At 33.6% G+C, this 18,241-nt stretch carries 18 protein-coding genes; 2 read left to right on the forward strand and 16 right to left on the reverse strand.

The window, feature by feature from the left end; genetic code table 11:
* Window positions 1-132 precede the first annotated feature (132 nt).
* The 14 genes from FC46_RS02535 to FC46_RS02600 form a co-directional block, all read right to left on the reverse strand.
* The gene (locus FC46_RS02535; RefSeq protein WP_057797517.1) at window positions 133-1,563 is read right to left on the reverse strand and encodes a flippase; all 1,431 of its coding nucleotides are present in this window, start codon (window positions 1,561-1,563) and stop codon (window positions 133-135) included.
* Window positions 1,564-1,568: 5 nt separating this feature from the next.
* Window positions 1,569-2,687: a UDP-galactopyranose mutase gene (gene glf / locus FC46_RS02540; protein WP_057797519.1), complete on the reverse strand. Its 1,119-nt coding sequence runs from the start codon at window positions 2,685-2,687 to the stop codon at window positions 1,569-1,571.
* A gap of 15 nt (window positions 2,688-2,702) precedes the next feature.
* Window positions 2,703-3,869: an EpsG family protein gene (locus FC46_RS02545; protein WP_057797521.1), complete on the reverse strand. Its 1,167-nt coding sequence runs from the start codon at window positions 3,867-3,869 to the stop codon at window positions 2,703-2,705.
* A gap of 25 nt (window positions 3,870-3,894) precedes the next feature.
* Entirely contained in the window at window positions 3,895-4,665 is a 771-nt protein-coding gene (locus tag FC46_RS02550) for a DUF4422 domain-containing protein (protein WP_057797523.1), read from the reverse strand.
* A gap of 37 nt (window positions 4,666-4,702) precedes the next feature.
* The gene (locus FC46_RS02555; RefSeq protein WP_057797524.1) at window positions 4,703-5,665 is read right to left on the reverse strand and encodes a glycosyltransferase family 2 protein; all 963 of its coding nucleotides are present in this window, start codon (window positions 5,663-5,665) and stop codon (window positions 4,703-4,705) included.
* Window positions 5,658-6,518 (reverse strand): glycosyltransferase, encoded by an 861-nt coding sequence (locus FC46_RS02560; RefSeq protein ID WP_057797526.1) that lies wholly within the window; start codon window positions 6,516-6,518, stop codon window positions 5,658-5,660. Before FC46_RS02560 ends, FC46_RS02555 begins: the two co-directional genes overlap by 8 nt.
* A 10-nt stretch (window positions 6,519-6,528) precedes the next feature.
* On the reverse strand, window positions 6,529-7,524 hold the full coding sequence (locus tag FC46_RS02565) for a glycosyltransferase family 2 protein (RefSeq protein WP_057797529.1): 996 nt from the start codon (window positions 7,522-7,524) through the stop codon (window positions 6,529-6,531).
* Window positions 7,478-8,311: a glycosyltransferase gene (locus FC46_RS02570; protein ID WP_057797531.1), complete on the reverse strand. Its 834-nt coding sequence runs from the start codon at window positions 8,309-8,311 to the stop codon at window positions 7,478-7,480. Before FC46_RS02570 ends, FC46_RS02565 begins: the two co-directional genes overlap by 47 nt.
* A gap of 24 nt (window positions 8,312-8,335) precedes the next feature.
* On the reverse strand, window positions 8,336-9,457 hold the full coding sequence (locus FC46_RS02575; protein WP_057797534.1) for a glycosyltransferase family 4 protein: 1,122 nt from the start codon (window positions 9,455-9,457) through the stop codon (window positions 8,336-8,338).
* A gap of 10 nt (window positions 9,458-9,467) precedes the next feature.
* Window positions 9,468-10,121, reverse strand: a complete 654-nt coding sequence (locus tag FC46_RS02580; protein ID WP_157046773.1) for a sugar transferase — start codon at window positions 10,119-10,121, stop codon at window positions 9,468-9,470.
* Between the two features lie 73 nt (window positions 10,122-10,194).
* Window positions 10,195-10,965: a tyrosine-protein phosphatase gene (locus tag FC46_RS02585; RefSeq protein ID WP_057797538.1), complete on the reverse strand. Its 771-nt coding sequence runs from the start codon at window positions 10,963-10,965 to the stop codon at window positions 10,195-10,197.
* The gene (locus FC46_RS02590) at window positions 10,965-11,741 is read right to left on the reverse strand and encodes a CpsD/CapB family tyrosine-protein kinase (RefSeq protein WP_057797541.1); all 777 of its coding nucleotides are present in this window, start codon (window positions 11,739-11,741) and stop codon (window positions 10,965-10,967) included. Before FC46_RS02590 ends, FC46_RS02585 begins: the two co-directional genes overlap by 1 nt.
* A gap of 12 nt (window positions 11,742-11,753) precedes the next feature.
* On the reverse strand, window positions 11,754-12,626 hold the full coding sequence (locus tag FC46_RS02595) for a YveK family protein (protein ID WP_057797543.1): 873 nt from the start codon (window positions 12,624-12,626) through the stop codon (window positions 11,754-11,756).
* An 11-nt stretch (window positions 12,627-12,637) separates the two neighbouring features.
* On the reverse strand, window positions 12,638-13,687 hold the full coding sequence (locus FC46_RS02600) for an LCP family protein (RefSeq protein WP_057797545.1): 1,050 nt from the start codon (window positions 13,685-13,687) through the stop codon (window positions 12,638-12,640).
* Window positions 13,688-13,877: 190 nt separating this feature from the next.
* On the opposite strand from FC46_RS02600, the gene hflX reads away from it, so the two are divergent.
* Together hflX and FC46_RS02610 are read left to right on the forward strand one after the other, a co-directional pair.
* A complete protein-coding gene (hflX, locus tag FC46_RS02605; RefSeq protein ID WP_057797547.1) occupies window positions 13,878-15,143 on the forward strand; it encodes a GTPase HflX in 1,266 nt (421 codons plus the stop codon).
* Window positions 15,144-15,156: 13 nt separating this feature from the next.
* Entirely contained in the window at window positions 15,157-16,185 is a 1,029-nt protein-coding gene (locus FC46_RS02610) for a CAP domain-containing protein (protein ID WP_057797550.1), read from the forward strand.
* Between the two features lie 107 nt (window positions 16,186-16,292).
* Here FC46_RS02610 and FC46_RS02615 read toward each other — a convergent pair whose 3' ends face one another.
* Window positions 16,293-17,174: a C40 family peptidase gene (locus FC46_RS02615; protein WP_057797551.1), complete on the reverse strand. Its 882-nt coding sequence runs from the start codon at window positions 17,172-17,174 to the stop codon at window positions 16,293-16,295.
* A 219-nt stretch (window positions 17,175-17,393) separates the two neighbouring features.
* Window positions 17,394-18,119, reverse strand: a complete 726-nt coding sequence (locus FC46_RS02620; protein ID WP_057797554.1) for a C40 family peptidase — start codon at window positions 18,117-18,119, stop codon at window positions 17,394-17,396.
* Between the last annotated feature and the right edge of the window lie 122 nt (window positions 18,120-18,241).

An 18,241-nucleotide genomic window follows, 5' to 3' on the forward strand; every position in this document is an offset into this window, starting at 1 on the left:
GTGATACATATCATTGCCAAGCTGCTTTTTCAATATACTTCAGTTTTTGACGCTTACCGCGAATCTCTATTCTTCACTCATTCATCCTCAAAAAATAGCTTCTCTAAACGAAAAGCTATTTCAATATTTTAATTACTTTTTAGAAAACTTATGTCCAACCAAACTCTTAGCCTGATCAATTAATGGTGCTCTCAGAACGAAGACTAAAGCAACATAAATTAACGTACCTACGATTACTTCTATTCCCATCATTAACCAAGTATTTCTTAAATGTGTGTTCATCCAGAATACCGGTGCAAACATTATCACACTAGATAATAGGTACTTCCAACTTCCATGGAACAATTCTTTATAATTAAGTAGATTACGTACCACCCATAATTGGTACATAGTAACAGAAACTTCGGAAATAACGGTTGACCACATTGCTCCGTTAAGTCCCCATAAATGAATCAATGGAATATTAAGAATTAAGTTAACAACTGCACCTACAGTAACAGAAATAGTAAATTCTTTATTCTTACCTAAAGGCAATAAATATTGAACACCAATCGCATTACTCCAAGCAATCATCAAAATCACAATTGATTCAATCATCATAGCTGGACCAACTGGACCATATCCTGGACCATAATACTTAGGAACTAAAGTTAAAGAAATTGCAGCAAGCCCAAACATCATTGGATAAGATACAGCAGAAACAAAGTCGAAAGACTTGTATAGCATTTGGTTTACTTTTTGCATATTACCTTTTGCCACAGCGTTGGCAACGTGTGGAAGCATTACAGTTCCTGTCGCAGTTACTAAAGCCAATACTAATTTAACTAAATTATCTGAATATTGATAATATCCAGATGCAGTCTCACTTACCATTCCCCCAAGCATCGTCTTATTCAACTGAACGTAAACTTGAGTAGCAATTTGAGGAATAAATAACTCAAACATTGGCAAGAAATGTTTCCAAGGATCTAATATATTAGCCTTAACTTTTGGTAAGTCCCGTTTTATATTAGGCCAAAGTGTTAAATTCCCTAATAAAGTCGAAACTGCCAAAACAATGATATATAAAGTTAAATCTTCTGGATTCTTAATTAGTAAGAAAATCGCAAGCATTGATACGATCTTTACAAAGGAATTCTTTAGAACAGTAACTTTAAAATCCTCGATTCCCTCATAAAACCACGAGATATCAAATGCCACCGCAATTAAATTAATTGATTGTGCCAACATATATTCTGGTTGCCGGGTATAAAAGAGCATGAATAATTCAAACGCAATAAATGACGTTAAAGTCATAATTGTTTTAACAATTTGGATTTCCCAAAAAGTTTTGGCCATCTTATTACGATCGGCACGTACATAAGCAATCTGACGATTTCCATAATATCCAATACCCATACTGGCAAAAAGAATAAAATATTGGATTATTGAATTAGTAAATGCATTAGCACCAACACCTTCTGGACGAAGGACACGTGCAACATATGCAGAAGTGATTAGTGGAACAATAATTGCTAGAACTTGATATCCTACATTATAAAGATAGTTCCTAACGACTCTCATAAGAATTATTCACCAAATTCAGCATTTACAGCTTCAAGAGCTGCATCAATCACTTGATCCATATTGTAATATTTGTATTGTCCTAAACGACCACCGAAAACAACTTTACTGCCTTCTTTTTTAGCTAATTCAGCATACTTAGAATACATTTCATTATTACGGTCATTATTTACTGGGTAATAAGGCTCATCTCCACGCTTCCAATCTGCTGGATATTCACGAGTGATAATTGTCTTATCCTTATCACCTTTTCCAAATTCAAAATGTTTATGTTCAATGACACGAGTATAAGGAATTTCAGCTTCAGTATAGTTGATTACAGCATTTCCTTGGTAATTATCAACATTCTTTTCTTCTGTTTCAAAGCGAAGTGAACGATATTCAAGTTCACCTAATTGATAATCAAAGAACTTATCAATCATGCCAGTGTAAACAACTTTGTCATAGTTATTTAGATACTCATCCTTCTTGTCAAAGAAATCAGTATTTAACTCTACTGTGATATTAGGATTGTCCAACATCTTTTCAACCATTTTAGTATAACCACCAATTGGAATACCTTGATAATCATCATTAAAGTAGTTGTTATCATAAACTAAACGAACTGGAAGCCGTTTAATAATAAATGCTGGAAGTTCAGTAGCTTTTCTTCCCCATTGCTTTTCGGTATAGCCTTTAATTAATTTCTCGTAAATATCTCGACCAATCAAAGAAATAGCTTGTTCTTCTAAGTTTTGTGGTTCTTTTCCTGCCATTTCTTGACGTTGTTCATTAATCTTATCCATAGCTTCTTGTGGAGTTTTTACTCCCCACATTTCACTGAAGGTATTCATATTGAAAGGTAGGTTATACATATGTCCCTTGTAATTAGCAACAGGACTATTAGTATAACGGTTAAAGTCAGCAAATTGATGTACATAATCCCAAACTTTTTTATTTGATGTATGGAAGATATGTGCACCATATTGATGAACTTGAATTCCATCTACTTCTTTAGTATAAATATTCCCTGCAATATGATCTCTTCTTTCAATAACTGTAACTTTGTTACCACGCTTTGCAGCCTCATGAGCAAATACTGCTCCAAATAGACCTGAACCTACTATTAAATATTTACTCTTCATTAGTACTCTCGCTTTTTAAAAACTTAAACTTGGAACTCTAGAATATGTCTGTATGTACCAATATCCAAACATCATGATAGAAAATATTATAGAAGCATACCGATAAAAATATACACTACTTTTATATACAACATTATAGTTTAATTCAGAAATATTTGAGAATAATTTAACTTTTATAGGAACACTCATAAATAATAATAAAATTATTGATCTTAAATAAACTTGCATATTTAAAAATGATCCAATTGTAAATAGCAATACAATAATATACATTTGTAAATATATTTGGTTAATTTGTTTACTCATTCTAATTAAATAAAAAAGGAGCAATTCAATTATTAAATATACAAGGATTAATGTCGTAAAAAGTATTTCTCGATTTGTAGCATGTGCATCATAATTACTTTGGCCATAAAAGTAATTATCCGCTCTCTCAATCAAAGGTGAAATAAAAGAAATACTATTAAAAAACGATAATATTACTGGTGTAAAAAATGTATATATAAGTGCTCCTAGTTTAGTAAAGAAAATAATCCATCTATTCTTAGACAATAAAATTATTCTAAAAATAATAAATGGAATAACTGCCGGATGAAATGCATATGCAATTAAGTATGCCATCCAACATAAAAATTTATATTTTTTATTTAGAGTATTTACGTCAACGAAAAAGGCTAATGCAAAAATATCAAAGGCTAAAAAATTTCTTACACCCTCAACTTCAAAAAACAAATTAAAAATCATTAAAACAATAAGTTGAGTAATCACTCCTACCATATTATTGGTTACCTTATATTTCTCTAAACTTTTTACAACCAATAAAGCTAAAAGAAATACAAACAAAACTATTGTTACATAAAAAAAGATTCCATTATTACTAAAAAAGCTCAGCAACCATATGTATATTACAACTATTGGTTGATTTGCATAAACAGATTCACTCATTCCCCATTGTAGCCCATTAAATACACCGGAACTATTTAATGACCTTATTATATCCAATAAATTACTAAACCGAATTGTATCCCAAGTAGAAAAGGGTGCTGGTTTTACAAAAAAAGCAGGAATGGCAATAAAAAAAGCAGATAAAAGCAGATATCGTTTTCTTAATGGATTACTACAAAAAAAACCAAATATTAAAAATATGACTAATACAATCCCATAAGCTATTCCAAAATTCATAAACTTACTCCTAATTTTTTTATTACTATATTTGTGCTATTTTTTTATTAAGACTTATTATTTTGGATTTCATTTTTTCTTTTAAGCTAGGCTTATCAGTCATATAAACAGGAACTTCTTTTACCTTTAAATTCTTATGATGTACCCAAACATTTATTAATCTTTCGGCAACAAAACCATACATTCTCTTGTTGTAGTCATCATATATAGATAAGTCTACTTCTTTTTCTAAGGCATTTAATATTTGAAACAACCATTCAAAATATTCATCTAATACTTCTTTTCGACCTATAAACATATTAAACACATATCCTGTTTTTTCTCTACTAAACCAGTCAAAATCACTCAAATAAGTTGGAAAGTTTTCTTTAATATAATCTCTACATAAAGTCCAGACTAATGGATCATGTTGATCGCCAAAAAATTGAGCAGCCGTTTTATTAGAAAAAACGTTTGGATTTCTTTTAGGCATAATAATATCATACCTTGCTAATATTTCTTTTATATCATTTTCTGACAATAGATTAAGAGCATTTTCACTCTTCACAAAGAATCTACGATAATGATCTAACCCAATAATATCCGAAGTAGAATTCTTCCATATCCAATATATCCCAGTTAATTCACAAAAAGATTTATTTTTTGAAGAGATATTATTTCCTGTATCATCTTTAAGAGAATCAGCATTTCCTTTATTTCCTAACGCTGCACCCAAAAGTAAATCTTTGTATATATGCTCTTTTTTTATTTTTAATTCATATGATTTATGCGTAACAATATATATAGTTGTTGTCATTCGTATATATCCCTTTATACTTTTATACTTTCATTATTTATATATTATTCTCTAAAACTTTTTTATATTTTTTCATAGAATCATCAAATACATCATTTTTATCATGTAATTTAAAGTCCTTCATTGTTCTCATATTTAAAGAATCAGCTTCTCCCCTATTCTTTTTACTTACATATTCACTTTTAGATTTAGTAAAATAATGATTTATTCTTAATGGAGCATTGGGATTATATTCAGTAAAAGGCGAATCTATTTTTTTATAGGACAAATTTATTTCATAATATCCATATCTATATTGAACTATATGTGGATTTAATATTCCTGCTACTTTTCGTGGATCACAAATAGTTTTAACGTGTCGATTTACATCAAAATCATATTTACTTCTATAATAAAAGCGTTGCGTTACCAAACCATCAGTTTTGTTTTTTTGCCCACCCGAACCGAAAATAAGCCAATTAATTCCTAATCCACCAATATGATCGTTAGAAGTCATATATTTATCTATAATTGAATAAATATCTTTACCATTTATAGGAAATAAAAACTCATCTGCGTCTAATATTGCTAAATATTTACTTTCTTCTCTAGCGATTTTTAACGCATCATTATATGCATCCAATTGACGTGCTCGTCCTGGTATTTTAATATATCTTATTAATCCGCTTTTAATGTACTTCTTTATTTTATTATAGGTACCGTCGGTACTATCATTATCGTAAATATACATTCTTCTAAAGCCCAACATTTTATAGTATTCAATCCATTCTACTATATAAGGACCTTCATTTTTTACAATTAAAGCAACCGAAAGTTTATATTTAGGAACATTATACTTTTTATTAAATAGTAGTGAAATCAAACCAACAGGACTCAACAATAAAGCTATGCTTTTTTTGATTTTAACATTTGAGCATTTATTTCCTAAATTGATATAAAAAGGGAAGGTAGATACACGCCCCATACCTTTTTTTATAATGTTAATAATTTGACTACTCATATAATCCCCTATCATGATACTTACTTAACCCCAAACCCGCTCTGATGCCTCGGGCTATTGAACAAAACTTCTTTAACTTATTTTTTTCAAAAATAATAATATGAATTTGCACTTTACATTGTTGTAAAACCTTGATACATACATTTTCTTCAGTGGGATATTTTCTTGCAGTATAGATACTATTTCGAGCATTATAAAAATATCTAATGGCAGGGTAATTAGGCGTATATATCTTCTTTCTCAAAAAAACACTAAACGTAGCTTTTCCCATTTCTTGTAATAATCCCTTATAATTTAATTCATACGTTTTATATCCTGCTTTTCTTAAAGCGCAGCAAACTTCATTGTCTACCCAATCTATAAATAGTTTTCCATCGAACCCATTTATTTTTTTTAACGCTTCTAAATTAATTAAAGTACCTGAAGTTATACAATATTTTACCTCTTTCACACTACAATCATTAAATGTAATATTATCATCTTTTATATTTCGATCTACCCTTTTACAACTTATCTGGCCCAAATGTGGCAAGTTTAACTTTTTTTTATACTGAGCGATTAAATTAGGATAAACTACAGAATCCTGATCTAAAGTTAACAACCATTTATATTTGTTTTTTATAGCATATCTGGCTATTTCATTTAAGGCTTGAGCAATTCCGATATTTTTCGATGAAGTTAATAAAACAGATTCAGAATTAATACCTGCAACCATAATTTTAATTTCTGAAATATTTTTTGAACCATTATCAAAAAATATTATTTCATCAACTTGAGATTCAATTGCTGAAACATTTTCTTTTAATCTATTTATATCGGGGTTAAACAATACAATTCCTGCAGTTACTTTCATTAATCTCCTCTTATTCTTTATCCTTTAAAAGTGAATTTAACCTGCAACAAAATAATACATCGTAAGCAAATGTACGTAATCCATAGGTACTATGAATATTATTTTTTATTAAGAAATTCAGTCTAAATAAGGCACTTTTATGTCTACATGAAATTAGTCTTTTTATAACTTCAATATCTTTATTTGAGATAAAATTCTTATAAGTTTCAAAAAAATCAGTTATTTGTAAATATGTTTGAACTACAAGTTTTTTCTGTTTCTTCACAATTCCTTTTTGAAAAATCTTTTTTAAAGTACTTCCATTTTTTCCTGCTCCGACAGCATTATCACCATGTTGTCTATATAAGATCAACCTATCATTTAAAAAAGTTATTTTCCCACAAAATTGTGCAATTAATGCTATCCACCAGTCATGCATCATAATTTCTTTATAATTAGTTGTATATTTAATTGTGAGATCTCTCAAAGTTTTATTAATCAACATTACACAACCAGGCATATCATTAGTTATACATCTACTGTAACCCGTTACAGTCCCAACCAAACTATTAAAATTATTATCTATTGGATTTAAACTACTATCTACACATTGCAAATTACAATATACCAAGTTAGGTTTTTTGTTATCTTGATTAAGTATTTCCCTTATCATTAGCTCTAACTTGTTTTTTTTCCAAAAATCATCTTGGTCACAAAAAAAATAGAAATCTGCTTCTACTTCTTTTAATAAAGTTAAAAATGATTTCATCGGTCTTAATCTTTTCATATTATCGGATATCAAATGTATCCTATTGTCTTTTTTTTCGAAACGATTAATAATAGATAAAGTTTTATCCGTAGAGCCATCATCTCTTATATATAGTGTCCAATCCTTGAAAGTCTGATTACATATAGAATTTATTTGTTCCTCTATAAAACGCTCACCATTAAAAGTTGCCATCAAAATTGCTACATTTACTTTATTTTCTGTGTTCATTGTATTTCCCCAACCTTTTATTTTTTGCATCCTTTATACCTTTAGAGAAATATTGAAAGTACTTCTTTTTGTCATCAAATAATAATAGTATTTTTAACCATTTAATCAACAAATTAATGTATAAAGTTACATCATTGTATTTTCTAGCCGTCCAAAATAAATTTCGAGCTTGATAATAATATCTCACAGGAGATGCAACTCCATATTTTAATCTTATAGGTCCCATTTTCAACATCCGAGTTGTAGCCGGTTGATGGTCTAAAACGGCTGAATTTATACGAACTAATTGCAGTTCAGCACTATTCATTCTTAAAAAATATTCATAATCAACAACATCTAGAAACAGATTCTCATTAAAATATCCTATTTTTTGAAATGTACTGCGTTTAAATAACGTTCCTGATTGCATAGATAGCTTTACTTTTTCCCATCCAAGGGTAGGTTCTTGAGGATTTCTATCAGTATTATACTGACACGTCAATGCTCCTATGTTCTCTCTATTCCACTTATTAAAAAAGGATAAATAAGAATTAATTAAACTGACTGATATATTACTATCCTGATCCATAGTTAAAATATATTTTTCATATGATTCCTTTATTCCCTTATTTAGAGCATATGCAATACCTAAATTATCTAATAATGGGATATACTTTACGTAAGATAAATCTTTAAATAATTCTTGATTATTTTTTGATGAGTTGTCTACAAGAATTACATGATTTACTAGTCCTTTATAACCAGCTATTGTTTTATAAACTTGACTATCAGGATTATACAATACTACTATTGCCACTATTTCTTTTTTAGTTATCACAAACATAACCTCAATATAACTAAATCAATCTAATAACAATTGATACATACTATTTGTTTCATACCCCACCCTTTTAGCATTATATTTTTCTTCAACCACATGCTGTTCATTTTTGATCATATCTTGTTTAAACCTAGTATCTATAACCATTTTTTTAATAATCTTAGCAATTAATTGAATATTATCTTTATCAACTAACATACCATTCACGCCATCACGTATAATGTCAGGAATAGCATCAACGCTAGTGGCTATAATAGGAACGCCACAAGCCATATATTCTGGGAGAACTAATCCAAAACCTTCCCATCTAGATAATAGCATTCCTACATCCATAATCTTCATGTAAGTTGTAGGATTATCTACCCAACCAGTTATCAAGAATGATGAACTAAGATTATATTGATTAATTAAATCTTCAATTTTATCTCGCAATTCACCATCCCCAACCATTAAAAAGAATGCATTAGGCATCTTTTCTTTGATTAACTTTGCAGCTTTTACAAAGATATCTGGAGCCTTTTGCTTAGATAGTCTACCTACCATACCTACAACAAATGCATCTTTAGGAATGCCTAATTGAGTTCTACTCATAGGAAATGTCTTTTCTATCTCTTCTATATCAATTCCGTTATAAATCACTTTCAGTTTACGTAACTTACAAATTTTTTCTCTAAGAGCCGACTCTCGTTCGGCATCAGAAATGCAGACAATTTTGTTACAAAAATGAGCAGAAATCTTCTCTACCCATCTATACATTTCTTTCTTTTTAGCAGATTGTTGCATATTAAATGCCCATCCGTGAGGATTATAGATAACCTTATTCTTCAATCCTAGATCCGCAATTCTAGCTAATGCACCTGCTTTGCTAGAATGAGCATATACAATATCTGGCTTTAACTGTTTTATAATTGATCTTAACTTTTTTTCGACTTTTAAATCACTTTTTGGATCAATATTATGCGCCATCTCTAAGACTATTACTCGATTAGTTATATTCTTAAACTTTTCAGGATCATAATTTTGAGAACATACTAAAATATTCTCTACTTTATCGTCATCATTATATTTAAATAGTGTTTCTAAATATCTTTCTACTCCACCAGCGGCTTCTGCTACATGGAGAACTCTAATTTTTTTATCCATAGGGTCCTCCCTAATACGCACTATTTGGATGAACCACGACACCCACAGTTTTGACTAAAATCTTGAAATCTTCCCATAAGCCAGAATGATTAATATAAACAATATCAAGCCAGACCATTTCATCAAAGTCAGCTTCATTTCGTCTAGTTACTTGCCAAAGTCCAGTGCAGCCAGGCATTACTTCTAAACGTTGCTTATCATAATCAGTATATTCGGCTACTTCACTGGGTAGAGGTGGACGAGGACCCACTAATGACATATCACCAATTAATACATTCCACAATTGTGGCAATTCATCAAGACTATACTTTCTAATAGTATGACCAATTTTAGTAATTCTTGGATCATCTTTAATCTTGAACATTGCACCATCAATCTCATTTTGCTCTTCAAGTTGCTCTATCATTTGATCAGCATTTACAATCATTGAGCGAAATTTCCACATTCTAAATGGTTTCTCATTTTTACCAATCCGCTCTTGCGAATAAAATGCTGGACCACCATCTTCGTGTCTAATCCTAATTATTAGATACAAAAATAATGGTGATAGAAGAACTAATCCTATCGCACTTGCAACGATATCAAATAATCGTTTAACTGTGTGATAAAAAGGTCTGTTAGAAACCTTTTTAGGATTAATTTCAAGTCTTTCCATCGCCATCATTATTCCTCTTATCCTCTTTTTTACTTAATATTCTAAAACAGTAATATAATACCAATTATTTCTTAAGTTTCAGCTAAAACAACCAAAACTTCTTCTTTTTCTTAAGTGGTTGCCAATTTAACTGAACATTGTCACCATTCACAATTGCGCGCGCATTGGCTTCGAATTCTTGAGCCACTCCCTGACCAAATTCAGAATTTAATTTCTTCAATGCGGCGCTATATTCATATTGTCTTTTAGGCAGATCATGAGCATCTGACGCAAAGCAAGCACATTGCCCAGCATCAATAAAGCGTCTACTCATCTCTTCTATATCTTTACCAAATGTTCCAACATATGAACTAGCAGTAATTTGAACCAAGCATCCCTGCTCAATCAACCCCTGCAAAATATGTGGCTCTTTCAAAATACGACTATTACGCTCAGGATGCACAACAATCGGTGTAATTCCCCGTTGCTGAATATTAAAGATCATATCCTTCGCATAAGTCGGCACATCATCACTTGGAAACTCCAATAACATATATTGACCTGTTTCATCTAAGAATAGTATATCATCATTATCAAGTGCAGCAGGTAAATCTCCTGAAATTCGTACTTCTTGCCCCGGAAATACTGTTAATGGAATTTTTGCTTCATCAAGCATATCCTGAAAGTTTTCAGTTAATCTAATAACATCATCTTTATGATTGGTGTACTTTCCATTTAACGTATGTGGCGTGCACACCGCATGTGTCACTCCATCTTTAACCGCATCCCTTGCCAACTTAATTGATGTTTCCCAGTCTTTTGATCCATCATCAATTCCAGGTAAGATGTGACAGTGAATATCAACTAAAACCATTATTTTCTAAACCTTGAAAGAAAGCCTGTTTTTTGCTTGTTTTCATTCCCGTAGCCATAACCATAACCGTAGCCATAGCCATAGCCGTTATTTTCACTAGATACATCGTTCATGACATATCCTAAGATACGTACTTTAGCGAATCTAAGCATTTCAACTGCACGCTTAATTGCTGGCTTTTGCGTTTTACCTTGTCTAACAACTAAGACTACTCCGTCCAAGTTACTTGCCAAAGCTTGCGTATCAGAAACTTCAAGTACTGGTGCTAAGTCAAGAATTACCAAATCATAATGTGATTTTACTAAATCAATGAAGGTACTCATTCGCTTAGAACCAATTAATTCAGCTGGATTTGGTGGGATTGGACCAGATGTCAAGATTGACAAGTTTTCAATCCCACTGTCTTCAACAACTTCATCTAAATTAAATACATCAGCTTCTGAAGTTAGAACAGTAGTTAGCCCTCTATTATTTTGTACATCAAATGTGCTGTGCAAAGTTGGACGTCGAAGGTCAGCATCAATCAATAATGTCTTAAGACCAGCTTGAGCATAAGTAATCGCTACATTAGCAGTTACAGTAGATTTACCTTCACTAATGTTAGCTGAAGTAAATGCCATTGTCTTGATATCATAATCAACTGCCATGAAGTTGATATTAGTTCTAACCGTTCTAAATTGTTCTGATACAGGGCTCTTAGGATCTGCAGCAGTAATCAATCTAGCACCTTTTTTCATGGTTTCACTTGAACCACGTTTTTTTCTAAATAATGCCATTGCCTTTCCTTTCTAAACCCTACGTCTCTTAGCTGGACGGTTCTTATCACTATTGTTGTTTAACTTCTTAACAGAGAATGATCCAGGCACTCTAAAGTGAGCAATTTGACCTAAATTAGTCAAGCCAAGTTCATTAGTCATGAATTCATCATCTCTTACAGTAGTATTACTCATTTCACGAATTAAAACTACTGCAAAGCTTAGAATAAGACCAATTACAAAGCCAGCTAAAGTAAATAATTTTACATTAGGAGAAGATTGAGCTCCATTAGTAGCTGGTGCCACAATAGTCACGTTGTTTACATTCATAATGCTTGGAATACGATCACGAAATACTCTTGCAACCGTATTAGCTTCAGCCTTTGCCTTATCTGGTGTATCTGCTGTTGCATTCAAAGAGAATACTTGAGATTGTTGTTGAGTTGAAACTGAAATATCTTTAGCAAGTTGGTTAGCTGAAACACTGTATGACTTACCTGATCTTTCAACAACTGCTGGTTGAGCCTTTCTTACTAAGACTCTTCTACCGTCAGCATTAACACGATATTTAGCGGGTTTGGCCTTTTGGACTACTCTAGTTGGATTAGCTAAGCGATCGGATGCTTCGCTCAAGATAACATGACTAGTAATGATATCTTTATAGGTAGTAACCATTTGCATATTAGCTTGTTGGGTATTATACGCTGCATTAGGATCATTTTTATTAGCTTTTTGGTTAACTAATAATTGCGTAGAAGCAGTATATTTAGGAGTAATTGCAAAGTTAGCAATTCCCCATCCCACTAATGCAAGACCTACACTCCAAATAATTAATGCCCAGATATGTTTACGACAAATCCGAAGTAATTGGGTTAAGTCAATTGTATTATTATCTTGATTTTCCATTCATTCATTCCTTAATTATTCATTACATAACTTGCTGAGTTAGCAGCAACTTTGACCTTTGGTAAATCTAAGCCGGTGCGTAAATTATCGGAAATGCGCTGGCGCTCAGCACGACTAATAACTTCAATTTCCATCGTACCAAATTTAGGATTATTAGTCTGCTTACTTTCACCCTGAGCATGATCTTGAGTAACGTTATCAGTTGCTTGACGGTAGTCCTTAGCAATTGTAAACATTTGTCCCATTGTCAAGTCAGTTTGCATTTCGTTTGAAATAGATTTTAAGAACTTATCATTAAGCAGTGTTTGTGGAGATACAGACTTCTTAAGAAGAGCTGCTACAACACGTCTATCTCTATCTTGACGACCATAATCTTGACGCGGATCACCATGACGCAATTGTGAAAAGGCTAAGGCTTTCTTACCATTCATGTGGTATGTCTTACCTTTTTCGAAGTGATAACCCATATTATCGAATGTTAGTGGGGATTCTACATCAATTCCACCAACTTGATCAATCGCCTTAGTAAGGCCACCCATATTAATCATAATGTAGCCATCAATTGGAACACTATAGTACTTATCTAGTGTCTTTATTGTTTCACTAACTCCGCCCAAGGTATAAGCTGAGTTAATTTTAGTTACACCGTATTGTGGATAGTTTGGGAAAATTGCGTTTGAGTCACGTGGAATTGAAACAATGTTGGTTGTTTTCTTATTAGGATTAATTGACATCATCATGATGGTGTCAGTTCTTCCCTTCCAATGTCTTCCCATTGCACCTGTATCTGTACCTAATAGAAGAATATTGATTGGCTTTTTATCTTTTAGTAAATCATCGAGGTTTCTCCCCTTGTTGCTTTTAGTTGTCTTAGTAACGGGGGTATACATAGTAGTTGTGGCATCTCTAACGTTTTTATACATCATTCCGCCAACAAAAATACCAGCAACTACGATCAAGCCGATCACGATCCAGAAGATCCGCCAAAATCTGCGACGTTTTCTGTGATGATGATGGTGATGTCGATGCTGGTTTTCGTTTTTATTATTTTCCTCTGCCATACTTTACCTTCTTACTTTCAATTTACATTATCCCTAGTATTATATAACTACAAAAGCGTTTTCGACCACCCCTATTAACAATTTTCTTTATTATCCTTAATTAATGTCGGTGTTAAATTAAATAATTTCATCTTTTTATAGAATATACTAAAATTATAGTTAATCATTCTTATAGAAAGTAGGTGCATAAATGATTGATAACCAATCTAAAAAAACAAAAGCTTTCATCGCTGGGGTAAACCTAAACGATCCAAACTTCGAATATTACATGACTGAGTTAGCCAACTTAACTGAAGCTAATAATATGGAAGTCGTTGGTCGTGCTCAACAAAATGCCGAAAAAGTTGTCGTTGGAACATACTTTGGTTTAGGTAAGATTAATGAGATTAAAGCGATGGCACAAGGGTTAAAGGCCAAAGTCTTAATCATAAACGACGAATTAACTCCTGTTCAAATTCGTAACCTAGAGAAGCTGACAAAGCTCCGAGTAATTGACAGAACAGAATTAATTCTCGAGATTTTCTCCAGTCGTGCTCGCACTAAGCAAGCTAAATTACAGGTGCAACTTGCACGCCTTCAATATGAACTACCACGTTTGCATCCCTCCGAGAACAACCTGGACCAGCAGCGTGGTGGTGGCTTCAACAACCGTGGTGCCGGTGAATCTAAGCTTGAATTAAATCGCCGGACGATCGGTAAGCAAATTTCTGCAATTAAGAAAGAACTTAAGGCTGTAGCAAGCCAGGAAGAACTCAAATCTGCCCGCAGAAACCAAAACCACATCCCTAAAGTTGCCTTGGTCGGCTACACAAATGCCGGCAAGTCCACAACCATGAACGGCCTACTCAAGACTTTCACCGATGAGAAGCCTGACAAGCAAGTTTTCGTTAAGAACATGCTCTTTGCTACGTTGGACACTTCCGTTCGCCGCATCGACATGGACAACAATTTCAGCTTCATTCTCTCAGACACCGTTGGTTTTATTTCCAAATTACCCCACAACTTAGTTGAATCATTCAAGGCAACTCTGCAAGAAGCCAAAGACGCTGACCTTTTGGTAAACGTTGTAGACTCATCAGATCCTAACATGATCCAAATGATTAGAACTACACAAGAAGTTTTAAACGAAATTGGCGTGAAGGATATTCCGATGATCACAGCCTATAACAAGGCTGATAAGACCGACCGTAATTATCCACAAATTGAAGGAAACGACATTCTATATTCTGCAATCGACGAGAAATCGATCAAACTATTAGCTGATTTAATTACCAAACGGGTCTTCAGTGATTACGAATCCTTCAATCTGAAATTACCATTAGCAGCAGGGCGCGATCTGGCATACTTACACGAACACGCTCAAGTTACTAAGGAAGATTATGAAGACGATGGTATTATGATCACTGCAAATATTTCTCCGAGTGATCAAGCGAAGTTCAAGCAGTATTTAGTATAGAAGAGAAGGAAAAATGAAAGTCAAAACGCTCTTAATTTCCCTAGCCGCTGGCATTTTGTTCTTTGGACCAACGGGGCAAGTATCAGCAGCTAAGTATAGTCAAAGCGAGGCCAGTTCCGCCCGCTCTTTTCAAAAGACTTACCAATCTTTAGAGACAACTAACTACACTCAAAGCAATCTTTACAATACTTTGCCCAATTTCGCTGCGCCTTTTGAAGCTGGGAAACTTACTGCTGGTTATATTTCTACTTCGATGGATTACATCAACTACTACCGATCCTTGTTCGGTTTGCCAAGTGAAGCCAACCATGACAAAGATAATCACGATGCTCAAATCGGGGTAGCAGCTTTAGCCAGCGTTAATGCTAAGACCAACCTCCGCGCGCACGGCTTGCTTGGCTACAAACGACCAGCCTATATTTCCAAGACTGACTGGGACACAGCTGAAAACGCCACTCTTGGCAATATTAACTTTTTAGAAAGTAATACTGGTGCCACTGCTGGTGAAATTGTCACCGACCTTTTGCAAGACCGCAACAACTTAGCTGGTGCTGGCAATCCTGGCCACCGCGCTTTGCTTTTATCAGCACGTGCAACTCACATTGGAATCGGTGCTGCATATGGCAAAGACAACGGCAAGTTTTATTCTGTGGAAAATGGTGTATTTGCCGACGACATTTTACGCCCAGCTGTGCAAAACACTGTGACTTATCCTAGCAAGAATGTTTTTCCATACGAGTTATTAACAAGCGACACGCCATGGAGTGCATTCTTTGCTAATAAGCGGATTTCAAGAACGCCAAAGGTCTATATTACTGACCTGACAACCGGTAAGAAAAGTCGCGCTGTTTTAGTACGTAATTTTGGTAGCGATTATTATGGCAGCGGCTATACTGGTGCTATCAGTTTCAAGCCAAGTAACCAAACAAAAATTGTGAATACTCACAAGTATAAGGTTCAGATTGGCAATGTTTATACATACACCTTCCGTTTATTCAGACAAAAAGGCACAATTTCAAATAGCGATATTGCTAAGAAATAATAATCCACAGAACAAAAACGGCGACTGTGCATAACAGCCGCCGTTTTTGCGTCATCTTAATATTTTTTCTAAATAGAAATCATTTATACCTATGTATATATCAGCTTCTATAAAATTCTTTTAGCAATTGATGGTGTATAGTATGAACTCAATGTTTGTAATACAACTCCTTGCTCTGGTGTAGCCGCATTAACATATTGGTTATTTCCAACATAAATAGCTACGTGATATGGAGCAGTTGTTGAACCCCAAAAGACCAAGTCACCTGGTTGTAAACTGTCTAATGAAACAGTTTGACCAAGTTTAATTTGATCATAAGTTGTTCTTGGAACATTAACACCTGCTTTAGCATAAACATATTGCACTAAGCCAGAACAGTCAAATGTGTCAGGACCTTCTGCACCCCAACTATAATTCTTACCTACTTGCTGTTTAGCTAGATCAACAACAGTTGCGGTCGCATTACTTGGTGCTTGAGTAGAAGCCTTACCAGTTGTAGTTTTATTGATAGTTTGGTTAACAATCTTATTTGCCTTTTGGACTTGCTTCTTCTTAGTTTCAGTCTTAGCGGCAGTAACTTTTTCCTTAACTTTTTGCGTTAAAGATTTTTTAGTATTAATTTCTGGCTTAACCGCGGTCTTATCAAGCTTTTGCGTCTTTGGAGCTTGCGTAACTTGATCAATATCTACAGTATAACGAGCTTCAATCCACTCATTGTCACCTACCATGTACCAAAGACCACCATCTTTATCCACAGCAGTCTTCACTACATTCCATTCAGTACCATCTTTAGCACGAAAACCTATGAATCGACCATTATTATAATTAGTCCAAATCTTGGTTCCCTTACCTGGAAGGTAATTAATTTTTACTCTTTTAATTGCAGTTTTGTAAGTTGCGGCAGATACTGTTTTCATTGACGTAATGGTCGTTACGCCAGCTACTGAAATTGTAGCAACTGCCCCAAGCTTTGCTAGCTTAAGATTCATTTTCTCAATCCCCTTTTGTTTGGTAGCGAAAAATATCTGTTATTAATATGATCACACTATACAATATCTATTGTAACTAGTTTAGTATTACATTCGTGTTACAAAACGGACTTTTTTAGTTCCGTTATATTTTGATTATACCGTAAAAGTTAAGATTCTATAAAAAAAGAGCCTTGGAAATTTCCAAAACTCTTATTTTTTATTCTGTTGATTATTTTATTAGTTAAGCACACGCTTAGCTGCTGATGGATAGAAATATGAACTTAAAGATTGAACGATTACGCCTTGCTTTGGAGTTGCAGCGTGAACGTATTGGTTATTACCAAGGTAGATACCTACATGGTATGGAGATGTTGCTGAACCCCAGAACAATAAGTCACCAGGTTGTAAGTTGCTCATTGATACTGAAGTACCTTGCTTAATTTGAGTATAAGTAGTACGGGTTACGTCAATACCTGCAGCGTTCTTGTAAACGTATTGTACTAAACCTGAGCAGTCAAATGCTGAAGGACCAGCTGAACCCCAAGAATAAGGCTTACCAACTTGAGCCTTAGCTAAAGAAATAATTGATGAAGCTGTAGCTGAGGCTTGGGTAGACTTCTTCTTAGTCTTAGTAGCAGCAGTTGAAGATGCATCTACAGCATACTTGCCATCAATCCATTGATTTTCGCCGATTTCGTACCAAGTGTTACCCTTAGAATCAGTCTTAGTATCAAGAACATTCCAAGTAGTACCGTGTTGAGCACGTTTACCAGTGAAACGACCACCTTCGTAGTTATTCCAAATGTTAACTCCGTAACCTTGAACGTACTTAACCTTGATTTGAGTAGTAGCGGCTTGAACATGGCTAGTAGCTGATGGCTTAACTGCATTAACAGTAGCAAGTCCACCAATTGTAAGTGCAGCAGCTGCTGTTGCTTTAACAAAACTATTCTTTAATTTCAATCTTTCTTCTCCTGATAATCCTATCTATACAGCAGATTAAGTAACTCTGCTAATGTCTAATCCTTTAAGGATTCCTTAAAATGTTTACGTTTTATATAATACTCGTCTTATATTACAATAAC

The organism is Lactobacillus kalixensis DSM 16043 (assembly GCF_001434335.1).
Lineage (GTDB): Bacteria > Bacillota > Bacilli > Lactobacillales > Lactobacillaceae > Lactobacillus > Lactobacillus kalixensis.